The sequence below is a fragment of the Subtercola sp. YIM 133946 genome (genome assembly GCF_036553535.1).
GTDB lineage: Bacteria > Actinomycetota > Actinomycetes > Actinomycetales > Microbacteriaceae > Subtercola.
The window spans coordinates 1-21589 of sequence record NZ_JAZHPE010000033.1 but is presented as its reverse complement, the minus strand read 5'-3'; the positions used below and the strand labels follow the sequence as shown (position 1 = coordinate 21589).

General features: G+C 68.2%; 20 protein-coding genes and 1 tRNA gene. 9 read left to right on the top strand and 12 right to left on the bottom strand.

Going from position 1 to position 21589, the window contains the following annotated elements:
* Positions 1-30: 30 nt before the first annotated feature.
* Together V3W46_RS11435 and guaD are read right to left on the bottom strand one after the other, a co-directional pair.
* Positions 31-1002, bottom strand: a complete 972-nt coding sequence (locus tag V3W46_RS11435; protein ID WP_331783246.1) for an antibiotic biosynthesis monooxygenase — start codon at positions 1000-1002, stop codon at positions 31-33.
* A 6-nt stretch (positions 1003-1008) separates the two neighbouring features.
* On the bottom strand, positions 1009-2436 hold the full coding sequence (gene guaD / locus V3W46_RS11430; RefSeq protein ID WP_331783245.1) for a guanine deaminase: 1428 nt from the start codon (positions 2434-2436) through the stop codon (positions 1009-1011).
* A gap of 192 nt (positions 2437-2628) precedes the next feature.
* Between guaD and gndA the strand changes: the two genes are divergently transcribed.
* Genes gndA through V3W46_RS11415 form a run of 3 tightly spaced genes read left to right on the top strand, consistent with a single transcriptional unit; the run spans position 2629 to position 5376 of the window.
* Positions 2629-4086: an NADP-dependent phosphogluconate dehydrogenase gene (gene gndA, locus V3W46_RS11425; protein ID WP_331783244.1), complete on the top strand. Its 1458-nt coding sequence runs from the start codon at positions 2629-2631 to the stop codon at positions 4084-4086.
* Positions 4086-4967 carry an SDR family NAD(P)-dependent oxidoreductase gene (locus V3W46_RS11420; RefSeq protein ID WP_331783243.1) on the top strand — a complete coding sequence of 294 codons (882 nt, stop codon included), beginning with the start codon at positions 4086-4088 and terminating at the stop codon, positions 4965-4967. The genes gndA and V3W46_RS11420 overlap by 1 nt, the downstream gene beginning before the upstream one ends.
* 34 nt (positions 4968-5001) lie before the next feature.
* On the top strand, positions 5002-5376 hold the full coding sequence (locus tag V3W46_RS11415) for a hypothetical protein (protein ID WP_331783242.1): 375 nt from the start codon (positions 5002-5004) through the stop codon (positions 5374-5376).
* 115 nt (positions 5377-5491) lie between these two features.
* On the opposite strand, the gene V3W46_RS11410 is transcribed toward V3W46_RS11415, so the two are convergent.
* From V3W46_RS11410 to V3W46_RS11395, 4 genes are all read right to left on the bottom strand, one after another.
* Complete coding sequence (locus V3W46_RS11410) at positions 5492-5761, bottom strand: mycoredoxin (protein ID WP_331783241.1); 270 nt, start codon at positions 5759-5761, stop codon at positions 5492-5494.
* 47 nt (positions 5762-5808) lie between these two features.
* Positions 5809-6786, bottom strand: coding sequence for a ribose-phosphate diphosphokinase (locus tag V3W46_RS11405; protein WP_331783240.1), 978 nt, complete (start codon positions 6784-6786; stop codon positions 5809-5811).
* The gene (gene glmU, locus V3W46_RS11400; RefSeq protein WP_331783239.1) at positions 6787-8328 is read right to left on the bottom strand and encodes a bifunctional UDP-N-acetylglucosamine diphosphorylase/glucosamine-1-phosphate N-acetyltransferase GlmU; all 1542 of its coding nucleotides are present in this window, start codon (positions 8326-8328) and stop codon (positions 6787-6789) included. It lies immediately after the preceding gene.
* A gap of 30 nt (positions 8329-8358) precedes the next feature.
* A tRNA-Gln gene (locus tag V3W46_RS11395) sits at positions 8359-8430 on the bottom strand.
* A 117-nt stretch (positions 8431-8547) separates the two neighbouring features.
* Between V3W46_RS11395 and V3W46_RS11390 the strand changes: the two genes are divergently transcribed.
* A complete protein-coding gene (locus V3W46_RS11390; RefSeq protein WP_331783238.1) occupies positions 8548-9048 on the top strand; it encodes a MarR family winged helix-turn-helix transcriptional regulator in 501 nt (166 codons plus the stop codon).
* Between the two features lie 28 nt (positions 9049-9076).
* Here the strand turns inward: V3W46_RS11390 and V3W46_RS11385 are convergent, their stop codons facing one another.
* Entirely contained in the window at positions 9077-10975 is a 1899-nt protein-coding gene (locus tag V3W46_RS11385) for an ABC-F family ATP-binding cassette domain-containing protein (protein WP_331783237.1), read from the bottom strand.
* Between the two features lie 173 nt (positions 10976-11148).
* Between V3W46_RS11385 and V3W46_RS11380 the strand changes: the two genes are divergently transcribed.
* Together V3W46_RS11380 and V3W46_RS11375 are read left to right on the top strand one after the other, a co-directional pair.
* Entirely contained in the window at positions 11149-11397 is a 249-nt protein-coding gene (locus V3W46_RS11380) for a DUF6458 family protein (RefSeq protein WP_331783236.1), read from the top strand.
* A 103-nt stretch (positions 11398-11500) separates the two neighbouring features.
* A complete protein-coding gene (locus V3W46_RS11375) occupies positions 11501-12034 on the top strand; it encodes an adenine phosphoribosyltransferase (protein ID WP_331783235.1) in 534 nt (177 codons plus the stop codon).
* A 183-nt stretch (positions 12035-12217) separates the two neighbouring features.
* On the opposite strand, the gene V3W46_RS11370 is transcribed toward V3W46_RS11375, so the two are convergent.
* The 4 genes from V3W46_RS11370 to metG all read right to left on the bottom strand — a co-directional run bounded on the left by V3W46_RS11370 (position 12218) and on the right by metG (position 16830).
* The gene (locus tag V3W46_RS11370) at positions 12218-13153 is read right to left on the bottom strand and encodes a 4-(cytidine 5'-diphospho)-2-C-methyl-D-erythritol kinase (protein WP_331783234.1); all 936 of its coding nucleotides are present in this window, start codon (positions 13151-13153) and stop codon (positions 12218-12220) included.
* A 111-nt stretch (positions 13154-13264) separates the two neighbouring features.
* Positions 13265-14161, bottom strand: a complete 897-nt coding sequence (rsmA, locus tag V3W46_RS11365) for a 16S rRNA (adenine(1518)-N(6)/adenine(1519)-N(6))-dimethyltransferase RsmA (protein WP_331783233.1) — start codon at positions 14159-14161, stop codon at positions 13265-13267.
* Complete coding sequence (locus V3W46_RS11360; protein ID WP_331783232.1) at positions 14161-15078, bottom strand: TatD family hydrolase; 918 nt, start codon at positions 15076-15078, stop codon at positions 14161-14163. Before V3W46_RS11360 ends, rsmA begins: the two co-directional genes overlap by 1 nt.
* A gap of 36 nt (positions 15079-15114) precedes the next feature.
* Positions 15115-16830 carry a methionine--tRNA ligase gene (metG, locus tag V3W46_RS11355; protein WP_331783231.1) on the bottom strand — a complete coding sequence of 572 codons (1716 nt, stop codon included), beginning with the start codon at positions 16828-16830 and terminating at the stop codon, positions 15115-15117.
* A 103-nt stretch (positions 16831-16933) separates the two neighbouring features.
* On the opposite strand from metG, the gene V3W46_RS11350 reads away from it, so the two are divergent.
* Entirely contained in the window at positions 16934-17521 is a 588-nt protein-coding gene (locus V3W46_RS11350) for a DUF3885 domain-containing protein (RefSeq protein ID WP_443069973.1), read from the top strand.
* Positions 17522-17581: 60 nt separating this feature from the next.
* Here V3W46_RS11350 and rsmI read toward each other — a convergent pair whose 3' ends face one another.
* Positions 17582-18415 (bottom strand): 16S rRNA (cytidine(1402)-2'-O)-methyltransferase, encoded by an 834-nt coding sequence (gene rsmI, locus V3W46_RS11345; RefSeq protein ID WP_331783229.1) that lies wholly within the window; start codon positions 18413-18415, stop codon positions 17582-17584.
* 218 nt (positions 18416-18633) lie between these two features.
* On the opposite strand from rsmI, the gene V3W46_RS11340 reads away from it, so the two are divergent.
* Positions 18634-20475: a dolichyl-phosphate-mannose--protein mannosyltransferase gene (locus V3W46_RS11340; protein ID WP_331783228.1), complete on the top strand. Its 1842-nt coding sequence runs from the start codon at positions 18634-18636 to the stop codon at positions 20473-20475.
* 86 nt (positions 20476-20561) lie between these two features.
* Positions 20562-21589 (top strand): YeiH family protein (locus tag V3W46_RS11335; protein WP_443069974.1); only part of this gene is annotated, 1028 nt, incomplete at its 3' end.

The window sequence follows — 21589 nt, the reverse complement described above, 5'->3', positions numbered from 1 at the left end:
ATCCCTCGCCGAAGTCAGTTGTTCAGCCTACTACACCTTGAGAGAGATGAGCCACGCGTCGAGCCCCATCAGGGCGGCGTAGAGCACGGCGAGGATGAGGTAGCCGTACACGTTCCGCCGTACCCCTGCCCCCGGGTTGTGCCACCAGTCGAAAACCTTGAAGATCCAGGGCGCGACGAACCAGCCGAGCAGCTGGGTGCTCACGACGTTGCCGATGAACAGGCTCGCCCAGAACGGCACGCCGTTGTCTTCGAGCAGGGGGCCGCCGATGAAGTACCCCCACAGGAACACGATGGGATACAGCACCAGCAGCACGAGCAGATTGTCTTTGAAGATGGTCGCGCGACTCGGCCGACCGGGCGCCCAGAAGTTGAAGCCGTAGCTCGACCGCGAGACACGCATGTTCGAGTTGTAGGCCTCGCCTTCCTTCAGCAGCCGCGCCCGCTGTTGCGAGTTCTGCCACGCCTCGAGGTGCTGGTCGGTGTCGAAGGTGACGATGACCGTCCAGTCTTCTTGCACACCGGGCGTGGGGCGCTCGATCTTGTGGCCGAGAAAGCCGGGGTAGCTCGACTCGGCCGCCGAGATCTTGCGCTGCCAGGTGAGGAAGGCGTCTTCGCCGCCCGGCTCGACGTGGCTGGTCACGATGATCGACGCAGCCTTGGCCGTCGATTCGTCTTCGGTGACCAGGTGCACGTCTTCCTGCCCGACGAAGTGGCCCTTGATCTCGTCGATGAACGCCGAACGCTCGGCGCTCTGCAGCCAGTCGCGCGCGGCCTGCGCGTTGACGAAACGCTGGATGAGAATCCAGTCGTCCTGGGTCGGCGGCGACGGCTCGATGACCTTGCGGTCGATGAAGCCGGGCCAGGTGGCCATGACGACCCCGAGCCGCTTCTGCCATTCGCGGTACAGGTCATTGCTTTCGGGAATGACCCTGCGCTCGATGATGAGCGAGACGGGCTGGCTGAGCGCCGCAGAAGCGGCCCGGGTGTCGGTCGTGGTCACAGTGGGTCAGACCGCCGAGTAGGTCGACTCGTCGACGATCGACTGCTGGTAGACCTTCGTGCCCATGACCCAGGTCTGGTCGACCGCGCGCTCGTCGCCGACGATCATGATGCCGAAGAGCATGTTCGCGGCATCGTCGACCGTAACAGGGTCGCCACCGTCGGCGATCAGGCTGGAGTGCCAGTCGGCCCCGGGAGGGCCCGCCGTCCAGTCGAGGGCGACGAAGTCTGCCTCCTTGCCCACCTGGAAGCTTCCGACGCGGTCGTCGATGTAGAGACCCTCGGCGCCGCCGAGGGTGATCGACCAGAACGCACGGTACGCCGACAGCTTGTTGCGCTCAGCCTCTGCCGTGTCTTTCAGCGAGGGGTCGACGCTGCCGTCGAGAAGGGTGTTGTTGATCATGCCGACCTTGTAGGCCCCGTCGAGAACGGCGAGCATGCTGAAGCGGTTGCCGCCGCCCATGTCGGTGCCGAAGGTCATGCGCACGCGTTCGTCGGGATCTGTGGCCTTGCCGAGCCGGAACATTCCGCTGCCCAGGAACAGGTTCGAATTCGGGCAGAAGGTGACGGCCGCGTCGGCGTCGTGAATGCGCTTGTACTCCGAGTTCGACAGCCACACCGCGTGACCGCCGGTGAACTTGGGCCCGACGAGGTCGTACTTCTCGTACACGGCGAGGTAGTCGTCGGCACCGGGGTGCACGGCGCCGACGCCACGCACCTCGGCGGGGTTCTCTGAGATGTGCGTGTGCACCCAGGCGTCGGGATGCTCGGTCTTCAGCTGCGCGCACTTCTGCAGCAGCTCGGGGCTCGCGCCGAACGCGAACCGGGGCGTGATGGCGTACAGGTTGCGGCCGACGTTGTGGTACTTCTCGATCAGCGCCTTGCTGTCGGCGTAGAAGTTCTCGGGAGTGTCGACGAAGTAGTCGGGAGCGTTCTGGTCGATGCCCGTGAGGCCCGAGATGACGCGCATGTTGCGCCTCGTGGCCTCTTCGAAGAACTCTTCGGTGCACACCGGGGCGCTCGAGGTGAAAGCCTGAACCGTCGTCGTGCCCGAGGCGAGCAGATTGTCGAAGAATCGCCCAGCCGCCTCGTGGGCGTAGCTGCGCTCGGCGTAGCGAGCCTCCTCGGGGAAGATCCACTTCTGCAGCCAGGGCAGCAGCTGCTCGCCGAACGCCCCCAGAACACGCGTCTGCGGAAAGTGGATGTGACCGTCGATGAAACCCGGGGTGATGATGCGGTGCTCGATGTGCGTGGTCTCGACGTCGCCGTACTCGGCGCTCAGTTCGTCGTACGGGCCGAACGCGACGATGATGCCGTCGTCGACGACGAGGAGGCCGTCGGAGACGAAGCGGGCAGAAGCCTCCTCATCGCCGACATGTTTCCAGGGGTCGTCCACGAAGTCGAAAAAAGTTCCTCGGATGGCGTGAGTGGTCACTAAATCAAATCCTTCGCTCATGTTCAGTTGACGGGCGCAGGATCCCCCCACCCGTTGTCGATCGTAGTGGGGAGAACTCCCCACATATCACCCCTCATTCGGGGGTCAATCCCCTGCGCCAGCCGGCCCCCACCCGAGCTGCGACGAGACCGACCCGCTACGCTGGAAACCGACGTACCCAGAAGGAGAACAATGGCTGAAACGAGCGAAGCGACGGCGAACATCGGTGTTGTCGGACTAGCGGTGATGGGCTCAAACCTAGCGCGAAACCTTGCCAGTCGCGAAGGAAACACGGTGGCTGTGTACAACAGGTCGCCGGAGCGCACACAGCTCCTCGTCGACGAGCATCCGGAGGCCGGATTCGTCGCCTCGGAGAAGATCGAAGACTTCGTGGCGTCGCTTCAGAAGCCGCGCACCGCCATCATCATGGTGCAGGCGGGCAAGGGCACCGACGCAGTGATCTCGCAGCTCGCCGACCTCTTCGACGAGGGCGACATCATCGTCGACGGCGGCAACGCGCTGTTCACCGACACCATCCGCCGCGAGGAGGCCGTGACGGCGAAGGGCATCCACTTCGTCGGAACCGGTATCTCCGGCGGCGAGGAGGGGGCGCTCAAGGGCCCGTCGATCATGCCCGGCGGCTCGAACGAGTCGTACGAGACGCTCGGCCCGATTCTCGAGTCGATCGCTGCCGTCGCCGAGGGCGAGCCGTGCGTCACCCACGTGGGCACCGGCGGTGCCGGGCACTTCGTGAAGATGATCCACAACGGCATCGAGTACGCCGACATGCAGCTGATCGCAGAGTCGTACGACCTGCTGACCAAGATCGGCGGCCTCTCCCCCGCTCAGGCGGCCGACGTCTTCACCGAGTGGAACTCGGGCGACCTCGAGTCGTACCTCATCGAGATCACCGCCGAGGTTCTGAAGCAAGTCGACGCCAAGACCGGCAGGCCGTTCGTCGACATCGTGCTCGACCAGGCCGGCTCGAAGGGCACCGGTGTCTGGACCGTGCAGAACGCCCTCGACCTGGGCGTGCCGGTCGGCGGCATCGCCGAGGCCGTGTTCGCCCGTGCCGTGTCGAGCCACCCCGAGCAGCGCGAGGCCGCGCAGGCGGTCATCGAGTCGCGCCCGACCCCGGTCGAGGTGGGCGACTCGTTCGCCGACGACGTGAACGCCGCACTCTACGCCTCGAAGGTCGTCGCCTACGCGCAGGGGTTCGACGCCATCATCGCCGGCGCCGAGAAGTACGGCTGGGACATCAACAAGGGCAACATCGCGAAGATCTGGCGCGGGGGCTGCATCATCCGCGCGCAGTTCTTGAACCGCATCGTCGAGGCCTACGACAAGAACCCCGAGCTGAAGACGCTGCTCGCCGACCCCTACTTCGCCTCGGCGGTCGCGAATGGCGAGGCCGCCTGGCGCCGCATCGTGTCGACGGCCGCACTGTCGGGCATCCCGGTTCCCGGTTTCGGCTCGGCGCTCAGCTACTACGACTCGCTGGCTGAGAAGCGGCTGCCGGCGTCGCTCGTGCAGGCGCAGCGCGACTTCTTCGGTGCGCACACGTACAAGCGGGTCGACATGCCGGGCACGTTCCACACCCTGTGGTCGGGCGACCGCAGTGAGATCGAGTCAGAGGGCAGCTCGCACTGATGAGCGACGTGAGCGACGAGAGCGACGACGGCTCCTCTGCAGCACAGCGCCCGGTGGCCCTGGTGACCGGCACGTCGACGGGCATCGGCCTGGCGACGGCGGTGGCGGCCGCGCAGGTGGGCTTCCATGTGGTGGCCACCGTGCGGCGCGCCGGCAGCGACGCAGAACTGCGCAGCGCGGCCGAAGCACTCGGTGTGGCAGACCGCGTCGAGGTGCGGATGCTCGACACCACCGACGCCGCAGCCGCGGAGTCGCTCGTGAACGACGTCGCCGCCCAGTACGGTCGCCTCGACGCCGTCGTGAACAACGCGGGAGCCGGGCACGTCGGAACGGTCGAAGAAGACTCCGTCGACGCCATCCGCGGCGTCATGGAGGTCAACTACTTCGGCGTCATCAACGTCACGAAGCCCGCGATGGCGCACCTGCGCGCATCCAGCGGCTCGCTCGTGACCGTCTCGAGTGTGGGCGGGGTCGTCGGGCAGCCGTTCAACGAGGCGTACTGCGCCGCGAAGTTCGCGGTCGAGGGCATGATGGAGTCGCTGCATCCGGTGGCGGCGGCGGTGGGCGTTCGCGTCGTGATCGTCGAACCGGGAGCTGTGGCGACGAGCTTCGTCGACAACGTCGGTATCGGCGGGGCGGCTGTCGACGCCGACGGGCCCTACGCCGAGGCGTTCGACCACTACATCGAGCGCACGCGCGGTGCGTTCGCAGCGGCGCAGGAGGCGGGCGGCGTGGCCGACGTCATCGTCGGTGCGCTGGTGGGCGACGATGTTCCGTTGCGCGTGCAATCGTCAGACGGTGCGACATCATTCGCCGGCCTGAAGCTGCGCGACCTCGACGGCAGCGCGGTCACGCAGCTGACGGCGGGCTGGATCGCCTGACGGCGAGCGCGACGGTGATGGCGGCGAGGGTGCGATGAGCGAGTACGACGACCATCCAGAGCTGGCCGGGTACGAGCCGCACTCCCGGCCCGTGCGAAGCCGGCGGCGGTTGCGGGTGATGCGTGCGTTCGTCGTGCTCGGCATCGTCGCGCTGGTGCTGCCGGGCATCCTCACCACCTACAGCCTGGCGAAGTCGACGGCGCAGGCCGCGTGTGCCGCGACCGTGGCCTCGCTCTCGCGCACCCTCACCGCGTCAGGCAGCCGGGTGCAGTTCGAGTTCTTCGGCCCCGGCGGGGTCGGCTGGCAGTGTTACACGGTCGGCGCGTACGGCGGCGACAGGCAGCCAGTGGCGCCGCTCGGCCTGATTCCCAGCTATCCGACAGTGCAGGATCCGACCGTCGGAACGTGAGGCGGGTCGCGTCGGGCTGCCGCGGGGCACATCCGCGGTACTTCGGCAGATCCGCGGTGGTTCGAACGACCGCGGTCATGCCGAACTGCCGCGCACATCGGCAGCGGGTCGAGCGTCAGCGGCCGAGGCGGCTCTTCACCTCGTGCGCCGAGGGGTTGGTGGCGCTGCTGCCATCGGGGAAGAGCACGGTCGGAACCGTCTGGTTGCCGCCGTTCAGCGACTCGACGAGGGCGGCGGTGCCCTCGACCTCTTCGATGTTCACCTCGGTGTAGGCGATGCCGTCTTTGTCGAGCTGCTTCTTGAGGCGGTTGCAGTAGCCGCACCACGAGGTGGAGAACATCGTGATGGAGTCGGCCGCGGGAACGAAGTCGGTAGTCGTGGTCATGCTCTTCTCAACCGCCGGATGCGCGCGAATATTTCGTTGGAACGGTTCTAGGCGTCGCCGTCGAACATCGAGGTGACCGACCCGTCGTCGAACACCTCATGGATGGCGCGGGCCAGCAGCGGCGCGATGGGCAGAACGGTCAGCGACGCGAAACGCTTCTCGGCGGGAACGGGCAGGGTGTCGGTGACGACGACCGAGTCGATGAAGTCTGACTGCAGGATCGTTGTGGCCGGGTCGGAGAACACCGCGTGCGTCGCAGCGACGATGACGCCCTTCGCGCCGGCGTTCTTGAGCGCCTCTGAGGCGGCGACGATGGTGCGGCCGGTGTCGATCAGGTCGTCGACGAGCAGGCACCAGCGCCCACTCACGTCGCCGACGATCTCATGGGCCGTGACCTGGTTGGGCACCAGCGGGTCGCGGCGCTTGTGGATGATCGCCAACGGTGTGCCGAGCTTGTCGCTCCACACATCGGCGACCCGCACCCGGCCCATGTCGGGCGACACCACGGTGAGTTCGCCCATGTCGTAGTTCTGACGGATGTGCTCCATGAGCACAGGCATCGCGAAGAGGTGGTCGACGGGGCCGTCGAAGAAACCCTGGATCTGCGGGGCGTGCAGGTCGACCGACATGATGCGGTCGGCTCCGGCCGCCTTGAACAGGTCGGCGACGAGGCGGGCCGAGATCGGCTCACGGCCGCGGTGCTTCTTGTCTTGCCGGGCGTAGGGGTAGAACGGCGCCACGACGGTGATTCTCTTCGCCGAGGCGCGCTTGAGGGCATCCACCATGATCAGCTGCTCCATCAACCACTCGTTGATGGGGGTCGAGTGCGACTGGATGACGAACACGTCGCTGCCCCGAACGCTGTCGTCGAACCGCACGTACAGCTCGCCGTTGGCGAAGGTGTGACTGGTCGACCCGATCAGGGTCGTGTCGAGCTCGTCGGCGATCGCTCTCGCGAGCTCGGGATGCGCCCGGCCGGTTGCCAGAACCAGGTGCTTTTCGCCGTTCGAGGTGATCTCAGACACTTATTCTCCGGTTCTGTCGGCGCGCTCGCCCGTTGTTGTTGACTTGCCGTTCTCGCCCAGCGCGGCCTCTGCCGCCTGGGCCGCGAGGGCCGCCTGCGCGGCTGTGTCGGCTGCACTGCCGGCACGGTGCGCCTGCACCCACCCCTCGAGGTTTCGCTGCGGAGCGATGTTCATGGCGAGCGAGCCCGCCGGAACGTTCTTGCGCACCACTGTTCCGGCGCCGCTGTATGCTCCGTCACCAATTGTAACGGGGGCCACGAACACGTTGTGCGATCCCAGCCGCACGTGCGAACCGACCTCGGTCTCGCTCTTCACCACACCGTTGTAGTTGGCGAAGATCGAGCCGGCACCGATGTTCGAACCGACACCGATGTGCGCGTCGCCGACATACGACAGGTGCGGCACCTTGCTGCCGTCGCCGATCTGGGCGTTCTTCGTCTCGACGAAGGTGCCGATCTTGCCCTTCGCGCCGAGGATCGTGTTGGGCCGCAGGTACGAGAACGGGCCCACCTCGGCGCCGGCCCCGATGACGCTCAGCGTGGCGTCGGTGCGCTTCACGATCGCGCCCTCGCCCACCTCGCAGTCGACGAGTGTCGTGTCGGGGCCGACGATCGCGCCGCGGGCGATGACGGTGGCGCCCTTGATCTGGGTGCCGGGCAGCAGCGTCACGTCGGGCTCGAACGTGGCCTTGAGGTCGATCCAGGTGGTCGCCGGGTCTTGCACGGTGACGCCCGCGAGCTGCCAGCCCCGGATGATCAGGGCATTCATCTTCGCCGCAGCCTCGCTGAGCTGGGCGCGGTCGTTGATGCCGGCCACCAGCCACGACTCGCTCACCGGCAGCACGGTCACGTCGGAGCCGGCTCTGCGCAGCAGCTCGATCATGTCGGTGAGGTACTTCTCGCCCTGGGCGTTGTGCATGGTCAGCTGCGGCAGCAGGTCGCGCAGCTCGGCGACGCCGAACAGGTAGACGCCGGCGTTGATCTCGGCGATGGCCAGCTCGCTGTCGGTCGCGTCGCGATGCTCGACGATGCGGTCGACCCGGCCGTTTCGGCCGATGCGGCCGTTCGGCCGGTCACCCTCGGTCTCGGCCGCGCGCACGATGCGGCCGTAGCCCGACGGGTCGTCGAGGTAGGCCGAGAGCAGGGTGGCCGCCGCGCCGCCCTGGCGGTGTTCGTTGACCAGTCCGGCGAGGGTCTGCACGTCGAGCATGGGGGTGTCGCCGTTGACGACCAGCACGTCGCCGTCGAAGTCGTCGGGCAGGGCCGCGATGGCCTGCTCGACCGCGCGGCCGGTGCCCGGGATCTCGTCTTGGTCGACGATGAGCCCGTTCGGCAACTCGTCGGTGATGACGGTGACCAGGGCATCCCGCTCGTGCCGCACCACCGCGACGGTGTAGGCGGCGTCGAGCTCGCGCGCCGTGGCCAGCACGTGGCTGACGATCGGTATCCCCGCGAGCGTGTGCAGCAGTTTCGGGGTTTCGGATTTCATTCGCGTTCCCTGGCCGGCGGCCAGGATGATGATCGCGAGTCTGGAGTCGGTCACGAAATCTCCCAGTTCTGGCTTGGCGGTGCGCTCCGCCTCCAGGATTCGAACCTAGTCCTAACAGCTCCAAAGGCTGTCGTGCTGCCGTTACACCAAGGCGGAATGCACGCACGAACGAGCGCGTGCAGTACACAAGTCTGCCAGAGCTTCGAGGGTGGCGCGCACGCCGTGCGGGCGAGATGCAGTGAAATGCGCCCGCTGCCCCGAGATAATGAACAGATGCCCGACCTCGAACCAGCCGACTCCGTCGACCACATCGTCGACGCCTGGCGGCGCGAGCGGCCCGATCTCGACTTCGCCCCGCTGCAGGTACTGTCGCGGGTGTGGCGGCTCTCGCGGCACCTCGACCGCGCCCGCCGCAACTCGTTCTCGACCAGCGGGCTCGAGTCGTGGGAGTTCGACGTGCTGTCGGCGCTGCGCCGCGCCGGAACGCCGTTCCAGCTCAGCCCGAAGGCGCTGCTCGAGGAGACCCTGGTGTCGTCGGGAACGATGACGAACCGCATCGACCGGCTGGTGGCACGGGGGCTCGTCGAGCGGCGTACCGACCCGCATGATGGGCGCGGCATCCTCGTCACGATGACCGCCGACGGCGTGGAGCGCGTCGACGCCGCGATCACCGAACTCGTCGCCTCGGAGGGCGCGCTGCTCTCAGGACTGAGCAAGCCCGACCAGGACCGCCTCGCCGCCCTGCTGCGCAAGCTCTCGCGCGACTTCGGCTGACCTGTCGGGCGGGGGCGGGCCCGCCGTATCAGGCGAGCAGCTCAGAGAGTTCGAGCCAGCGCACCTCGAGGTCGCTGAGCGTGTTCTGCGTGGCGTCGAGCTCGGCCGACAGGGCGCCGAGGCCGGTGTAGTCGCTCTGGTCGTGCGCGGCCATGCGGCTGTGGATCTCGGTCACCTGCGCGCCGTACTTCTCGAGCCGTCGGTTGACCGAGGCGAGCTCCTTCTGGGCCGAGCGCAGCTCGGCGCCGCCCAGCTTCGGGGCCGTCGGGGCACTGCCGGCCGAGGTGCCGCCCGCTCCGCCGCCCGCGCCGGCCGCATGTGCCGCGCCGCCTGACCCTCCCGCTGCGGATGCCGCACCCGCCGTCGACGGATTCGCACCCACACTGCTCGACCCGCGTGGCTCGGTGCGCTGCTGCAACGCGCGCACCTCGAGGTACTGGTCGACGCCTCGCGGCAGATGGATCAGGCCACCCTCGATGACCGCGTACTGGTTGTCGGTGACGCGCTCGAGCAGGTACCGGTCGTGCGAGACGACAAGCAGCGTGCCGGGAAAGGTGTCGAGCAGGTCTTCGATGGCGGCGAGCATGTCGGTGTCGAGATCGTTCGTCGGCTCATCCAGAATCAGCACGTTCGGCTCGCTGAGCAGAATCAGCAGCAGCTGCAGCCGCCGCTTCTGGCCGCCCGACAGGTCTTTCACGGGGGTCGAGAGCTGGGCGCTCGAGAAGCCGACACGTTCGAGCAGCTGGCTGGGGGTCATCTCTTTTCCGCCGCTGATGTACGTGCTGCGCTGCCTCGAGATGACGTCGTTGAGCCGGTCGTTCTGAATCTCTTCGAGCTCGAACAGCTGCTGCGTGAGGGTGGCGACCTTGATGGTCTTGCCGCGCTTGACGCGCCCGCTGGTGGGCTGCAGCGAGCCCGACACGAGGCTGAGCAGCGTGCTCTTGCCCACACCGTTCACGCCGAGGATGCCCGTGCGCTCGCCGGGGGCGATGCGCCAGGTGATGTCGTGCAGCACCTTTCGCGGCCCCGCGGCTCCGTCGTAGACCACCGAGACGTTCTCGAGGTCGACCACGTCTTTGCCGAGCCGCTGCATCGCCATCGACGCCAGCGAGATCGAGTTGCGGGCCGGCGGCTCGTTCTCGATGAGGGCATTGGCCGCCTCGATGCGGAACTTCGGCTTCGCCGTGCGCGCGGGTGCACCGCGGCGCAGCCAGGCGAGCTCCTTCTTCATCAGGTTCTGCCGCTTCGACTCCATCGTCGCCGCCATGGTGTCGCGCTCGACGCGCTGCAGGATGTACGCGGCGTAACCGCCCTCGAACGGCTCGACGACCTGGTCGTGCACCTCCCAGGTGGCCGTGCAGATCTCGTCGAGGAACCACCGGTCGTGCGTCACGACCACGAGTCCGCCCGAGTTCGGCGACCAGCGCCGCTTGAGGTGACCGGCGAGCCAGGCGATGCCCTCGACGTCGAGGTGGTTGGTGGGCTCGTCGAGGAAGATGATGTCGTGGTCGCCGATCAGCAGCGACGCGAGCGCCACCCGGCGGCGCTGGCCGCCCGAGAGGTCGGCGACGTTCGCCTCCCACGGAATGTCGGAGACGAGGCCCGCGATCACGTCGCGCACGATCGGGTCGCCCGCCCAGACGTGCTCGTCGAGGTCGCCCACGATGCTCTGGCCGACATTCAGGCTGTCGTCGAGCGTGTCGGACTGGTCGAGCACGGCCACGGTCACACCGCCGCGCCGCGTCACCCGGCCGGAGTCGGGCTCGAGGCTGCCCGACAGCAGCTGGAGCAGCGTCGACTTGCCGTCTCCGTTTCGGCCCACGATGCCGATGCGGTCGCCCTCGTCGATGCCGAGCGTGAGACGATCGAAGATGACTCGGGTCGGATACTCGAGGTGGAGAGACTCGGCTCCCAGAAGATGTGCCATTACTCAAGTTGACCACACCCGCGGTACGCCGGGGCGCCGCGCCCGGCGATTATGCCGCAGGCGAAGGGCGGGAGCAAGACCCGCCACGGTCATCCGATGCTCTGGTGCGAGAGCAGAGTAGGGTCGGTCGCACGGTACACCACACCCGCCCCACCCGAAGGAAGCAGGACCAGATGAGTCTCGGACTCGGCATTTTCTTGATCGCCGTCGGCGCCATACTCGCCTTCGCCGTGAACGTCACCGTCGCCTGGATCGACCTGGCGACCGTCGGCTACATCCTGATGGCGGCCGGCGTTCTGATCGTCATCCTCGGCATCGTGCTCATCGCGCGCAAGCGATCGAGCGTGTCGACGACGCGCAGCGGAATCGACGCGAACGGCCAGCAGGTCACCCGCAGCGAGCGCCGCGACGACGTCGTCTGAGGTCGGCGTCTGACGTCGTGGGCGTCTGACGTCGCGGGCGCATCCTGTCGTCGAATCGACGTCGGCTTCGGCGGGGCTGGCGCGCGTGCACTACCGTGAAGCGGTGACGAACACGAGCATCAGCGAGCTGATCAGCGCCAGAATGACCACGACGCCCGATTTTCCCGAGCCGGGCATCCTGTTTCGCGACCTGACCGCGGTGATGGCCGACGGGCCCACACTGCGCGCCGTGACGGATGCTCTGCTCGACGCCATACCGAACGACGTCGACGCCGTGGTCGGCGTCGAGGCGCGGGGTTTCCTGTTCGCCTCGGCCGCGGCAATCGCCAGGGGAATCGGCGTCTTTCCGATTCGAAAGCACGGCAAGCTGCCCGGCGACGTGCTCGCCGAGACCTATGACCTCGAGTACGGCAGCGCGACGATCGAGCTGCAACCCGCCGCCCTGGCGCCCGGATCACGCGTCTACGTGCTCGACGACGTGCTGGCGACCGGCGGAACGATGGCCGCCGCGATCCGGCTGCTCGAGCGCGCCGGGTACGTCGTGGTCGGGCTCGGCGTCGCCATCGAGCTCACCGCCCTCGGCGGTCGCGCGGCCGTGCCCGGCTACCCCGTGAACGCCCTGCTCGCCATCGACTGACGGCGAGCATCCGCCCTGGCCTGGGCTGGGCCGGCGCCCCGCGTGCCGAGCCGCGATCCATTCACGTGTTCGGCACAGTAGCTACGCCGCCCACTGTTCTCAATCCGCGAATCGATTGCAGACGGGGGGCGGCCGGGCGGGGCGGGGGGGGCGAGGTGGGGGGTGCGGATGCTCGCGGCGGGGTCAGTCGGAGATGACGCGGGCGCCGTGCACGGGGCCGGTGGCACGCACGACGGTGTAGCGGGCGGTCGAGAGCGCGATCTGCAGTTCGAGGGCGCCGTCGAGGTCTGCCGCGAGGAAGGCGACCGTGGGGCCCGACCCCGAGACGATGCCGGCCAGGGCGCCGTTGGCCTCGCCCAGCTCGAGCACGGTGCCGAGAGCCGGGGCGAGATGCAGGGCGGGCGCCTGCAGATCGTTGTAGAGCGACTCGGCGAGCATGTGCGGGTCGCCGGCGCGCAGCGCCTGCAGAACATCGGCGTCGACCGTCGGCTGCATCTGGGCGGGAAAGATGTCTTGCGCGTGCCTGTCGCGGTGCCGGTCGAGCTCGCGGTACACCTCGGGCGTGCTCGACCCGAAGTCGGCGATCGCGAGCACCCACTGGAACTGGCCCTTCGCGAGCGCCGGACTCAGCTGGTCGCCGCGGCCGGTGCCGATGGCCGTTCCACCGGTGAAGGCGAACGGAACGTCGGCGCCGAGCCGCGCCGCGAGCAGCAGCAGCTCTTCGCGACCCAGTTCGGTGCCCCAGAGGGTGTCGCAGGCCAGCAGGGTGGCCGCGGCATCCGCAGACCCGCCGCCCATGCCGCCGGCGATGGGCACGTTCTTGACGATCTCGAGGTGCACTCCCCCGCGGTAGCCGGCCTTGTGCGCGGCCATGCGGGCGGCCCGGATGGCGAGGTTCGAGCCGTCGGTGGCGAGGCTGGAGGTGTCGATCGATCCCGAGAACGAGACCGAGAAGTCGTCGGCCGGAGTCGCCCGCACCTCCTCGTAGAGCGAGACGGCCTGGTACGCCGTGGCCACGTCGTGGTAGCCGTCTTCCATCACGGCGCCGACCTTCAGAAACACGTTGATCTTGCCCGGGGCCCTGACATGAACCGTTCGAAGACCCGTGTTCACTGTCATGCATTTAACCTAGCCCAGCCCGGGGCAGGGTTTTCGCTCTGCTTGCCCTGTGCTAAGTGTGCACAGCTGAGTGTGCGCCATTCGCGCAAGTCGCCCTGCGCTGAGCGCACGCTAGTCGCGCATGGCCTCTTCGGCGATGGCGAGGAAGTCGTGAACGGTCAGCTGCTCGCCGCGCACCGTGGGTTCGAGCCCGGCGGCCTCGATGATGCCCGCGGCGGTTCGCGAATCGCCGAACACGCTCGACAGCGACTGGCGCAGCATCTTGCGGCGCTGCTGGAAGGCCGCGTCGACGAGGGTGAACGTGGCGATGCGCAGCTCTTCGCTGGCCAGGCTGGTGGCAGACCGTTCGAATGCGACGAGCACCGAGTCGACGTTCGGCACGGGCCAGAAGACCTGGCGGCTCACCGAGCCGGCGGTGCGCCAGGTGCCGTACCAGGCCGCCTTGACGCTCGGGCTGCCGTAGACCTTCGAGCCGGGCGTGGCTGCGATGCGGTGCCCGACCTCGGCCTGCACCATGACCACACCCGAGAGGATGCTCCAGAAGTGCTCGAGGAAGTGCAGCAGAACGGGAACCGAGACGTTGTACGGCAGGTTCGCCACCAGGCGGGTGGGAGCGCCGGGCAACGACATGATGCGCAACGCATCGTCGCGGATGACCGTGAGCCGGGCATCCGGTTGCAGCAGACCGACCGTGTGCGGCAACTGCTCGGCGAGGCGCTTGTCGATCTCGATGGCGATGACCTCGGCACCGGTCTCGAGGATGCCGAGGGTGAGCGACCCGAGGCCGGGGCCGATCTCGACCACCGTCTCCCCGGGCTGCACACCGGCGATACGCACGATGCGGCGCACCGAGTTGCCGTCGATGACGAAGTTCTGGCCGAGCTTCTTTGTGGGGGTGAGGTTCAGCAGTTCGGCGAGGTCGCGCACCTCGGCGGGGCCGAGCAGCTGGCTCTTCTCGGGGCCGACCGAGGGCGAGCCGGCGGGGTGGGCTGGCGGGGCAGGGGGCATCAGTCGTTCCAGTCGGGAACAACGACGGGTTCGGCGTTCCACGAACCGTAGACCAGCTCGGTGTTGGAGGAGATCTGGGCGGCGAGCATCGAGACGTCGGTGCCGAGGTGGTCGGCCATCGCCCGCAGCGTGTACGGAATGAGGTAGGGCGCGTTCGGGCGGCCGCGGTGCGGCACGGGTGTGAGGAACGGCGCGTCGGTCTCGACGAGCAGCAGGTTGCGTGGGGCGACCTCGAGGGCTTCGCGCAGATTGCCGGCATTCTTGAACGTGACGTTGCCCGCGAATGACATGTACCAGCCGTTCTCGGCGCAGATCTCGGCCAGCTCGACGTCGCCCGAGAAGCAGTGGAAGACCGTGCGCTCGGGGGCGCCGACCCGCTTCAGGGTGGCGATGACCTCGGCGTGGGCGTCACGGTCGTGAATCTGCATGGCGAGGTCGTTCTCTTTGGCGATCTCGATGTGCGCCTCGAACGACCGGTATTGCGCGGCAAGGGCCTCGTCGCCGGATGTTCGGAAGAAGTCGAGCCCGGTCTCACCGATCGCGGCCACCCGCGGCCGGGTGGCGAGTTCGGCGATCACCGCGAGGGCGTCGTCGAGTTCGCCCTTCTCGGCGTACACGGGAGCCTCGTTGGGGTGCAGGGCGACGGCGGCGAGCATCCGTGGCTCGCGCAGGGCCTGCTCGGCCGACCAGCGCGAGGTCTCGACGTCGCCACCGACCTGCACCACTCCGCGCACGCCGACACTCGAGGCGCGGTCGAGGTGTTCGCGGTAGGTCAGGGGGTCGTCGCCGTCTGCAATTTCGAGGTGAGTGTGGTTGTCGTAGACCGGAACGACGAGCGCCTGCGGCAGTGGCGGGTAGCTGAGGTCGCGGCCCGGCGACGGGTCGCGCTGGCGGATGTACGGCGAACCTTCACTCATGTTTCGAGCCTAGAGCGTGCCGGCCGCCCACCCTCGTCACGACGCGTCGGTGCCGACCGGATGAACGGCCGGCGCCTTCGTGGCTGCGTCGATCGACTCGGGGCCGCGCTTCGCCCCGCCGCCTGCCGGAGCCTTCGGACCCTTCGGGCCATTCGGGGCAGCCGAGGCCGCGGCCGCAGCCGTGCCGTCGGAGCCGTCGATCGTCTCGACGCGCGGGAAGAGCGGCTCGAGCGGCCACACCTTCCCGTCGGTCTCCCAGTGGTAGGCGGTGCGCAGCGGAACGTCGGTGATGTCGCCGACGCCCCCGAGCGTGGTCCAGAGCTTGGTCGCCGCCTCAGGGATGATCGGCGAGAGCAGCACGGCGAGGGTGCCGAGGCCGCGGATGGCCGTGAACAGCACCGTCTGCAGGCGGTCGAGCATCTCTGGCTTCTTGGCAAGGGCCCAGGGCTCCTGCGCTGTGATGTAGCCGTTCAGTTCGTCGACCAGCTGCCAGATCGTCGACAGGGCCTCGTGGATGGCGAGGCGCGAGATGGCCTCGTCTGCCTCGGCGACCACGCGACGCTCGACCGTGCGAACGCGCTCGTCGGCGCCCTCAGACACTCCGGGGTTCGGGATCTCGCCGTCGAAGTACCGGTTCACCAGGGCGATGACGCGCGAGGCGAGGTTGCCGAAGCCGTTGGCGAGCTCGGCCTGGTAGCGGGCCGACAGGTCTTCCCAGCTGAACGAGCCGTCTTGGCCGAAGTTGATGGCGCTCATGAAGTAGTACCGGAAGGCATCCGAACCGAAGGTGTCGGTGATCTGGTTCGGCGCGATACCCGTCAGCTTCGACTTCGACATCTTCTCGCCGCCGACGAGCAGCCAGCCGTGGCCGAACACCTGCGTGGGCACCTCGAGCCCGGCGGCCATGAGCATCGCCGGCCAGATGACGGCGTGGAAGCGGGCGATGTCTTTGCCGACGATGTGCGTGGCGGGCCAGAGCCGCTCGAACTTCTCGTCGTCGTAGCCGTAGCCGGCCGCGGTGATGTAGTTCAGCAGCGCGTCGAACCACACGTAGACGACGTGCGTGTCGTCCCACGGCACCTTCACGCCCCAGTCGAAGGTCTGGCGCGAGATGGAGAGATCGGTGAGGCCCTGCCTGACGAAGCTCACGATCTCGTTGCGCACGCTCTCAGGCTGCACGAAGTTCGGGTTCGCCTCGTACAGGTCGAGCAGCGGCTGGGTGAAGTCGCTCATGCGAAAGAAGTAGTTGCGCTCCTGCAGCAGTTCGACGGGCTTGGAGTGGATGGCGCAGACCTGCTGGCCCTCGTAGAGCCCGGTGCCGTCGACGAGGTCGCTCGGCTGCTTGTACTCCTCACAGCCCACACAGTAGAAGCCCTCGTACTCGCCGGTGTAGATGTACCCGGCGTCGAAGAGCCGCTGGAGGAACAGCTGCACGTTGACCTCGTGGCGCTCATCCGTCGTTCTGATGAAGTCGTCGTTCGAGATGTCGATGGTCGCAAGCAGCGGCTGCCACGCCGTCTCGACGAGGCGGTCGGCCCACTCCTTGGGCGTCACGCCGTTCGCGGTGGCCGTGCGCAGGATCTTCTGGCCGTGCTCGTCGGTGCCGGTCAGAAACCAGGTGGGGTCACCGGCCTGACGGTGCCAGCGCGCGAGAACGTCGGCCGCCACCTCGGTGTAGGCGTGGCCGATGTGCGGCACGTCATTGACGTAGAAAATAGGCGTGGTGATATAGAACGAGGAGCCGTCAGACATACCGATCATCCTAAAGCCGCGCGCCCCCGCCGGGCGCCCTGTTACGCCGTCTGTGCACTTCAGGTGAGGTGGGGCCCGGTTCGATGCGTCGCTATACTGAGTTATGGTCAGTTTGTCTCGATCCGATCAGTTGTCGGCTCTTTGGGCGGCGCGGTGGGGCTCTGCCCGACCGGTGCGACATCACCTCCGCAACGATCTGGCAGCACGGTGGGTTCGTTTCCACAGCCTGCCTCTCTCGAAGCGGTACGCGGAGACGGGCAGTGAATGGCGCGAACTGTTCGCGCGTCACCACAGGGTGATCGACGAGCTGATGGCTGCGACCGGAACCTCGTGGCCGGTCATCGTCATCGCTCAGGACTACCCCAAGTCAGACTTGTTCCACGGTTGGACGAAGAAGGCCCTGCCGGGTTCCTGGCTATGGAAGACGCTGGCGCCCGACGATGATGACGTGCTCGAGTCCTACATTCGCGTCAGCCGTGCGGTCGACCGGGCAGAGATCGACCCACTTCTCAGGAGCATCGCAGACGACGAGGGCGAAGCAGGGAGCTGCATCCTGACGGTGCCGTCGCTGGCGTGGCTCTATGCTCCGTACGCTGGGGGCGCCGACGTGATCGCGCCGACAGCGCACCTGAGAGACGTTCTGCGATCAGAACACACTGAATGGCTGTCGGTTCACCCATCAGGATTGTGACTCGTGACAGGCCGCAGGTCACCGCTGGCCCATGCGTGACCAGTACATCCTCCAGGAGGGTCAGGGCGCGGGGCGGGGCGGGCGGCGTTGGAGGGCCGACTCGTAGAGGGCGCGGCGGCTGAGGCCGGTGGCCTCGGCTATGGCGGCGGTGGCGTCTTTCAGGCGGGAGCCGTCGGCGACGAGCTCGAGAACCTGGGCTAGGCCGGTCTCGAGGGTGACCTCGAGGGGTTCTGCGCCGGCGACGACGAGCACGATCTCGCCCTTCACGCCCGCCTCGGCCCAGGCGACGAGCGAGGCCGCTCCCCCGCGCTTCACCTCTTCGTAGAGCTTGGTGAGCTCGCGGCAGACCGCGACGAGCCGGTCGTCGCCGAGCGTGGCGGCGATGTCGGCGAGCGAGGCGGCGAGGCGGTTCGGCGACTCGAAGAAGACCATCGTGCGACGTTCGCGCGCCAGCTCGGCCAAGGCGGCACGCCGTTCGCCCTGCTTGCGCGGCAGAAACCCTTCGAAGGTGAAGCGGTCGGTGGGCAGCCCCGAGACGGCGAGCGCTGACACCACAGCAGAGGGGCCCGGGATGATCGTGACGACCACTCCTGCCGCGACCGCGGCCTGCACGAGGTGGTAGCCCGGATCTGAGACGGTGGGCATTCCGGCGTCGCTGAGCACCACGAGGTCGGTGCCGCGGGCGAGCTCGACGAGTTCGGCGGCCTTCTCGCGCTCATTGTGGTCGTGCAGCGCGATGAGGCGCGGACGGTTCGCGACGCCGAGGGCTCGCAGCAGCTTGGCGGTGACGCGGGTGTCTTCTGCGGCGACCACTTCGGCGGCCTCGAGGGTCTCGATCAGTCGCGCCGACGCATCCTTCAGGTTGCCGATGGGGGTGGCGGCGAGGATGATCATGGCCCCAGTCTGCCCGATGCCGCCAGCGCGGCGCGCGAATCGGCGGCGTTCAGCGACACCGAGCCCATATGCGGCGAGGATTCGCTGAGCACCGCCGATTCGTCGCGCCAACGCGCGGGCACCCACGTCAGCGGACACAGCCCGGCAGCGGTCGAGAGTTTGCACAGGAAGCCCGAGCCCAACAGGGCATTCAGCCTGCTTTGGATAGCATGGGGCGGGTGAGCCCAGCGACCGACTCAGAACCGCCCGTGCCGGCGCCAGACAGCGACTCCTCCGGCGGGCCCTCGGCGGCGGGCAGCCCAGCACCTGGCGCCGCAGCGACCAGCGCTCCAACGACCGGCAGCGCACCAACTATCGCCGCACCAACCGGCACCGCCGTGACCGGCACCGTGCTCGAGGCGCCGCCGAAGCCCGGCGCCCGCGGCGTCGACACGCTGCCCTGGACGGGCCCACCGAGCGAACGCGACCTCGCCGACGCCGAGCACAGCGGCGAGACGCTCGGGTCGAGGATCGACGCCTGGTGGGCGCGCACCCTCTACAGCCCGGCGCGCCAGCGGCTGTGGCGGTGGGGCGGCCCGATCGCCGTGACGATCCTGGCGGCCATCCTGAGGCTCTACAACCTCGGCAACCCGCACAGCCTCGTCTTCGACGAGACCTTCTACGTGAAAGACGCCTGGTCGCTACTGCACCTCGGCTACGAGGGCAGCTGGCCCTCGGGCGCAGACGCGGCGTTCAACGCCGGCGACGTGAACCAGTTCACCAGCGCCGGGTCGTATGTCGTGCATCCGCCCCTCGGAAAATGGATCATCGCCCTCGGCGAGGCGGCAGCGGGCGGCGCCGGCAACAGCTTCGGCTGGCGGCTGTCGGTGGCGATCTGCGGCATTCTCGCCGTTCTGCTGATCGCGATGATCGGCACGAAGCTGTTCAAGTCGACCCTGCTCGGCACCATCGCGGGCTTCTTGTTCGCGATCGACGGGCACGCCATCGTGATGTCGCGGGTGGGCATTCTCGACGGCATCCTGATGCTCTTTCTGCTGCTCGGGTTCGGAGCGATTCTGCTCGACCGGGAATGGCACCTGCGGCGGCTCGCCGACTGGGTGGCCCGGCGCGAGGCGGAGGGCCGCGAACCGACCTGGGGCCCGACCATGTGGTGGCGGCCCTGGCTGATGGCGGCGGCCGTCGCCTTCGGACTCGCGAGCGCCGTCAAGTGGTCGGGGCTGTACTTTCTGGTCGCCTTCGCCCTCTACACCGTGCTGGTCGACCTGCTGGCGCGGCGACGGGCGGGCATTCCGTTCTACATCAGCGCGTCGATCTTGAAGCAGGGGCCTGCGGTCTTCCTCCTGACCGTGCCGCTCTACCTCGCCAGCTACCTCGTCACCTGGATCGGCTGGTTCACCACCTCGGGCGGCTACTACCGCAACTGGGCCGAGACCGACGGCAAACCGTGGACGGGTGCGCTCGCCTGGGTGCCCCTGGTGTGGCAGAACTTCTGGCACTTCGAGGTGTCGGTCTACAACTTCAACGTCAACGAGCACGATCCGCACCCGTATGCTGCGAATCCGCTGACCTGGCTCTTCATGATCAGGCCGACGCAGATGTACGTCGGCACGACCACCGGCGGCACGGGCGGCTGCGGCGCCGACACCTGCTACGCGAACATCACCTCGGTGGGCAACGCGGCCATCTGGTGGGCGGCGACGGCCGCGGTCTTCTACCTCGTCTACCGACTGATCCGTAAGCGCGAATGGCAGGTCGGGCTCATTCTGATGGGCATGGTGGCGGGCTACCTGCCGTGGCTGCTGTACATCAACCGCACGATCTTCCAGTTCTACACGATCGCGTTCGAGCCCTACATGATTCTCGGGTTGACCTTCGTGATCGGCATGGCACTCGGCAGGCGAACGGATGCCCGGCGAAAACGCACCCGCGCCCTCTGGGTCGTGGCGGCGTACCTGGTGCTCGCCTCGCTCGTGACCGTGTTCTTCTACCCGGTGTGGACCGCGCAGCCGATCCCCGGCTGGCTGCTCACGCTGCACTACTGGCTGCCTTCGTGGCGGTAGCCGACGGCGCTGGCGGCGGCGCGGGTGGCGCAGACGGCGGCGCGGCGTACGGTGGGGCAGCGCACGGCGCGACGCGCGGCCCGCGCGTGCCACGGTGGCTGCCCGGCGTGGCCGTCGCGGGGCTCGCCGCGCTGGCGGCCTTCGGCCTGCACCTGGTGCTGCCGGGCATCCCCCTGCTCACGGCGGCGGTCGGGCTCGGCATGGTGGTCGGCCAGATTCCGGCCACGCAGCGGCTGCTCGACTCGGTGCTGAAGCCGGGTATCGCCGTCGCCGCGCGCCGGCTGCTGCGCATCGGCATCGTGCTGCTCGGCCTCAAGCTCTCGCTCTTCGACATCGCAGGGCTCGGCTGGGCGACCATCGTCGTCATCGTGCTGATCGTGGGCATCACCTTCGCGGCCACCCTCGGCCTCGGAAAGCTGCTGCGCCTGCCGGGCACCCAGCCCATTCTGATCGCGGCCGGCTTCTCGATCTGCGGCGCCTCGGCGGTCGGCGCGATGAGCGCCGTGACGCGCAGCCGCGACGAAGACCAGGCGACCCCGATCGCGCTGGTGACGCTGTGCGGAACGCTGGCCATCTTCATCTTGCCCGTGCTGCGCTTTCCGCTCGGGCTCGACGTCGACCAGTTCGGGCTCTGGGTGGGCCTCAGCGTGCACGACGTGGGCCAGGTGGTCGCGACCGCGCAGATCGCCGGGCCGACAGCGCTCGCCGTCGCGGTGGTCGTGAAGCTGACGCGGGTGCTCACGCTGGCGCCGATGGTGGCGATCGTGGGGCTGGTCGAACGCGGCCGCGACACGCGCGCCGACCGCGCCGCACTCGCTCTCGACCCCGGGGCCGTGCCCGTGGTGCGGCCGAAGCGGCCGCCGATCGTTCCGCTGTTCATCGCGGGCTTCCTCGCGGCTGTGGTGCTGCGCACGTTCGTGCCGCTGCCCGGCGAGCTGCTGTCGATCGCCGATACCCTGCAGACCGCGCTGCTCGCCATGGCGCTGTTCGCGCTCGGCTCGAACATCCGGTTCGCGAAGCTCGCCCGCACCGGGTGGCGCGCGCTCATCGTGGGGCTGGCCTCCTGGGCACTCATCGCCGCTCTGTCGCTCGCCGCGGTCGACCTGCTCACCTG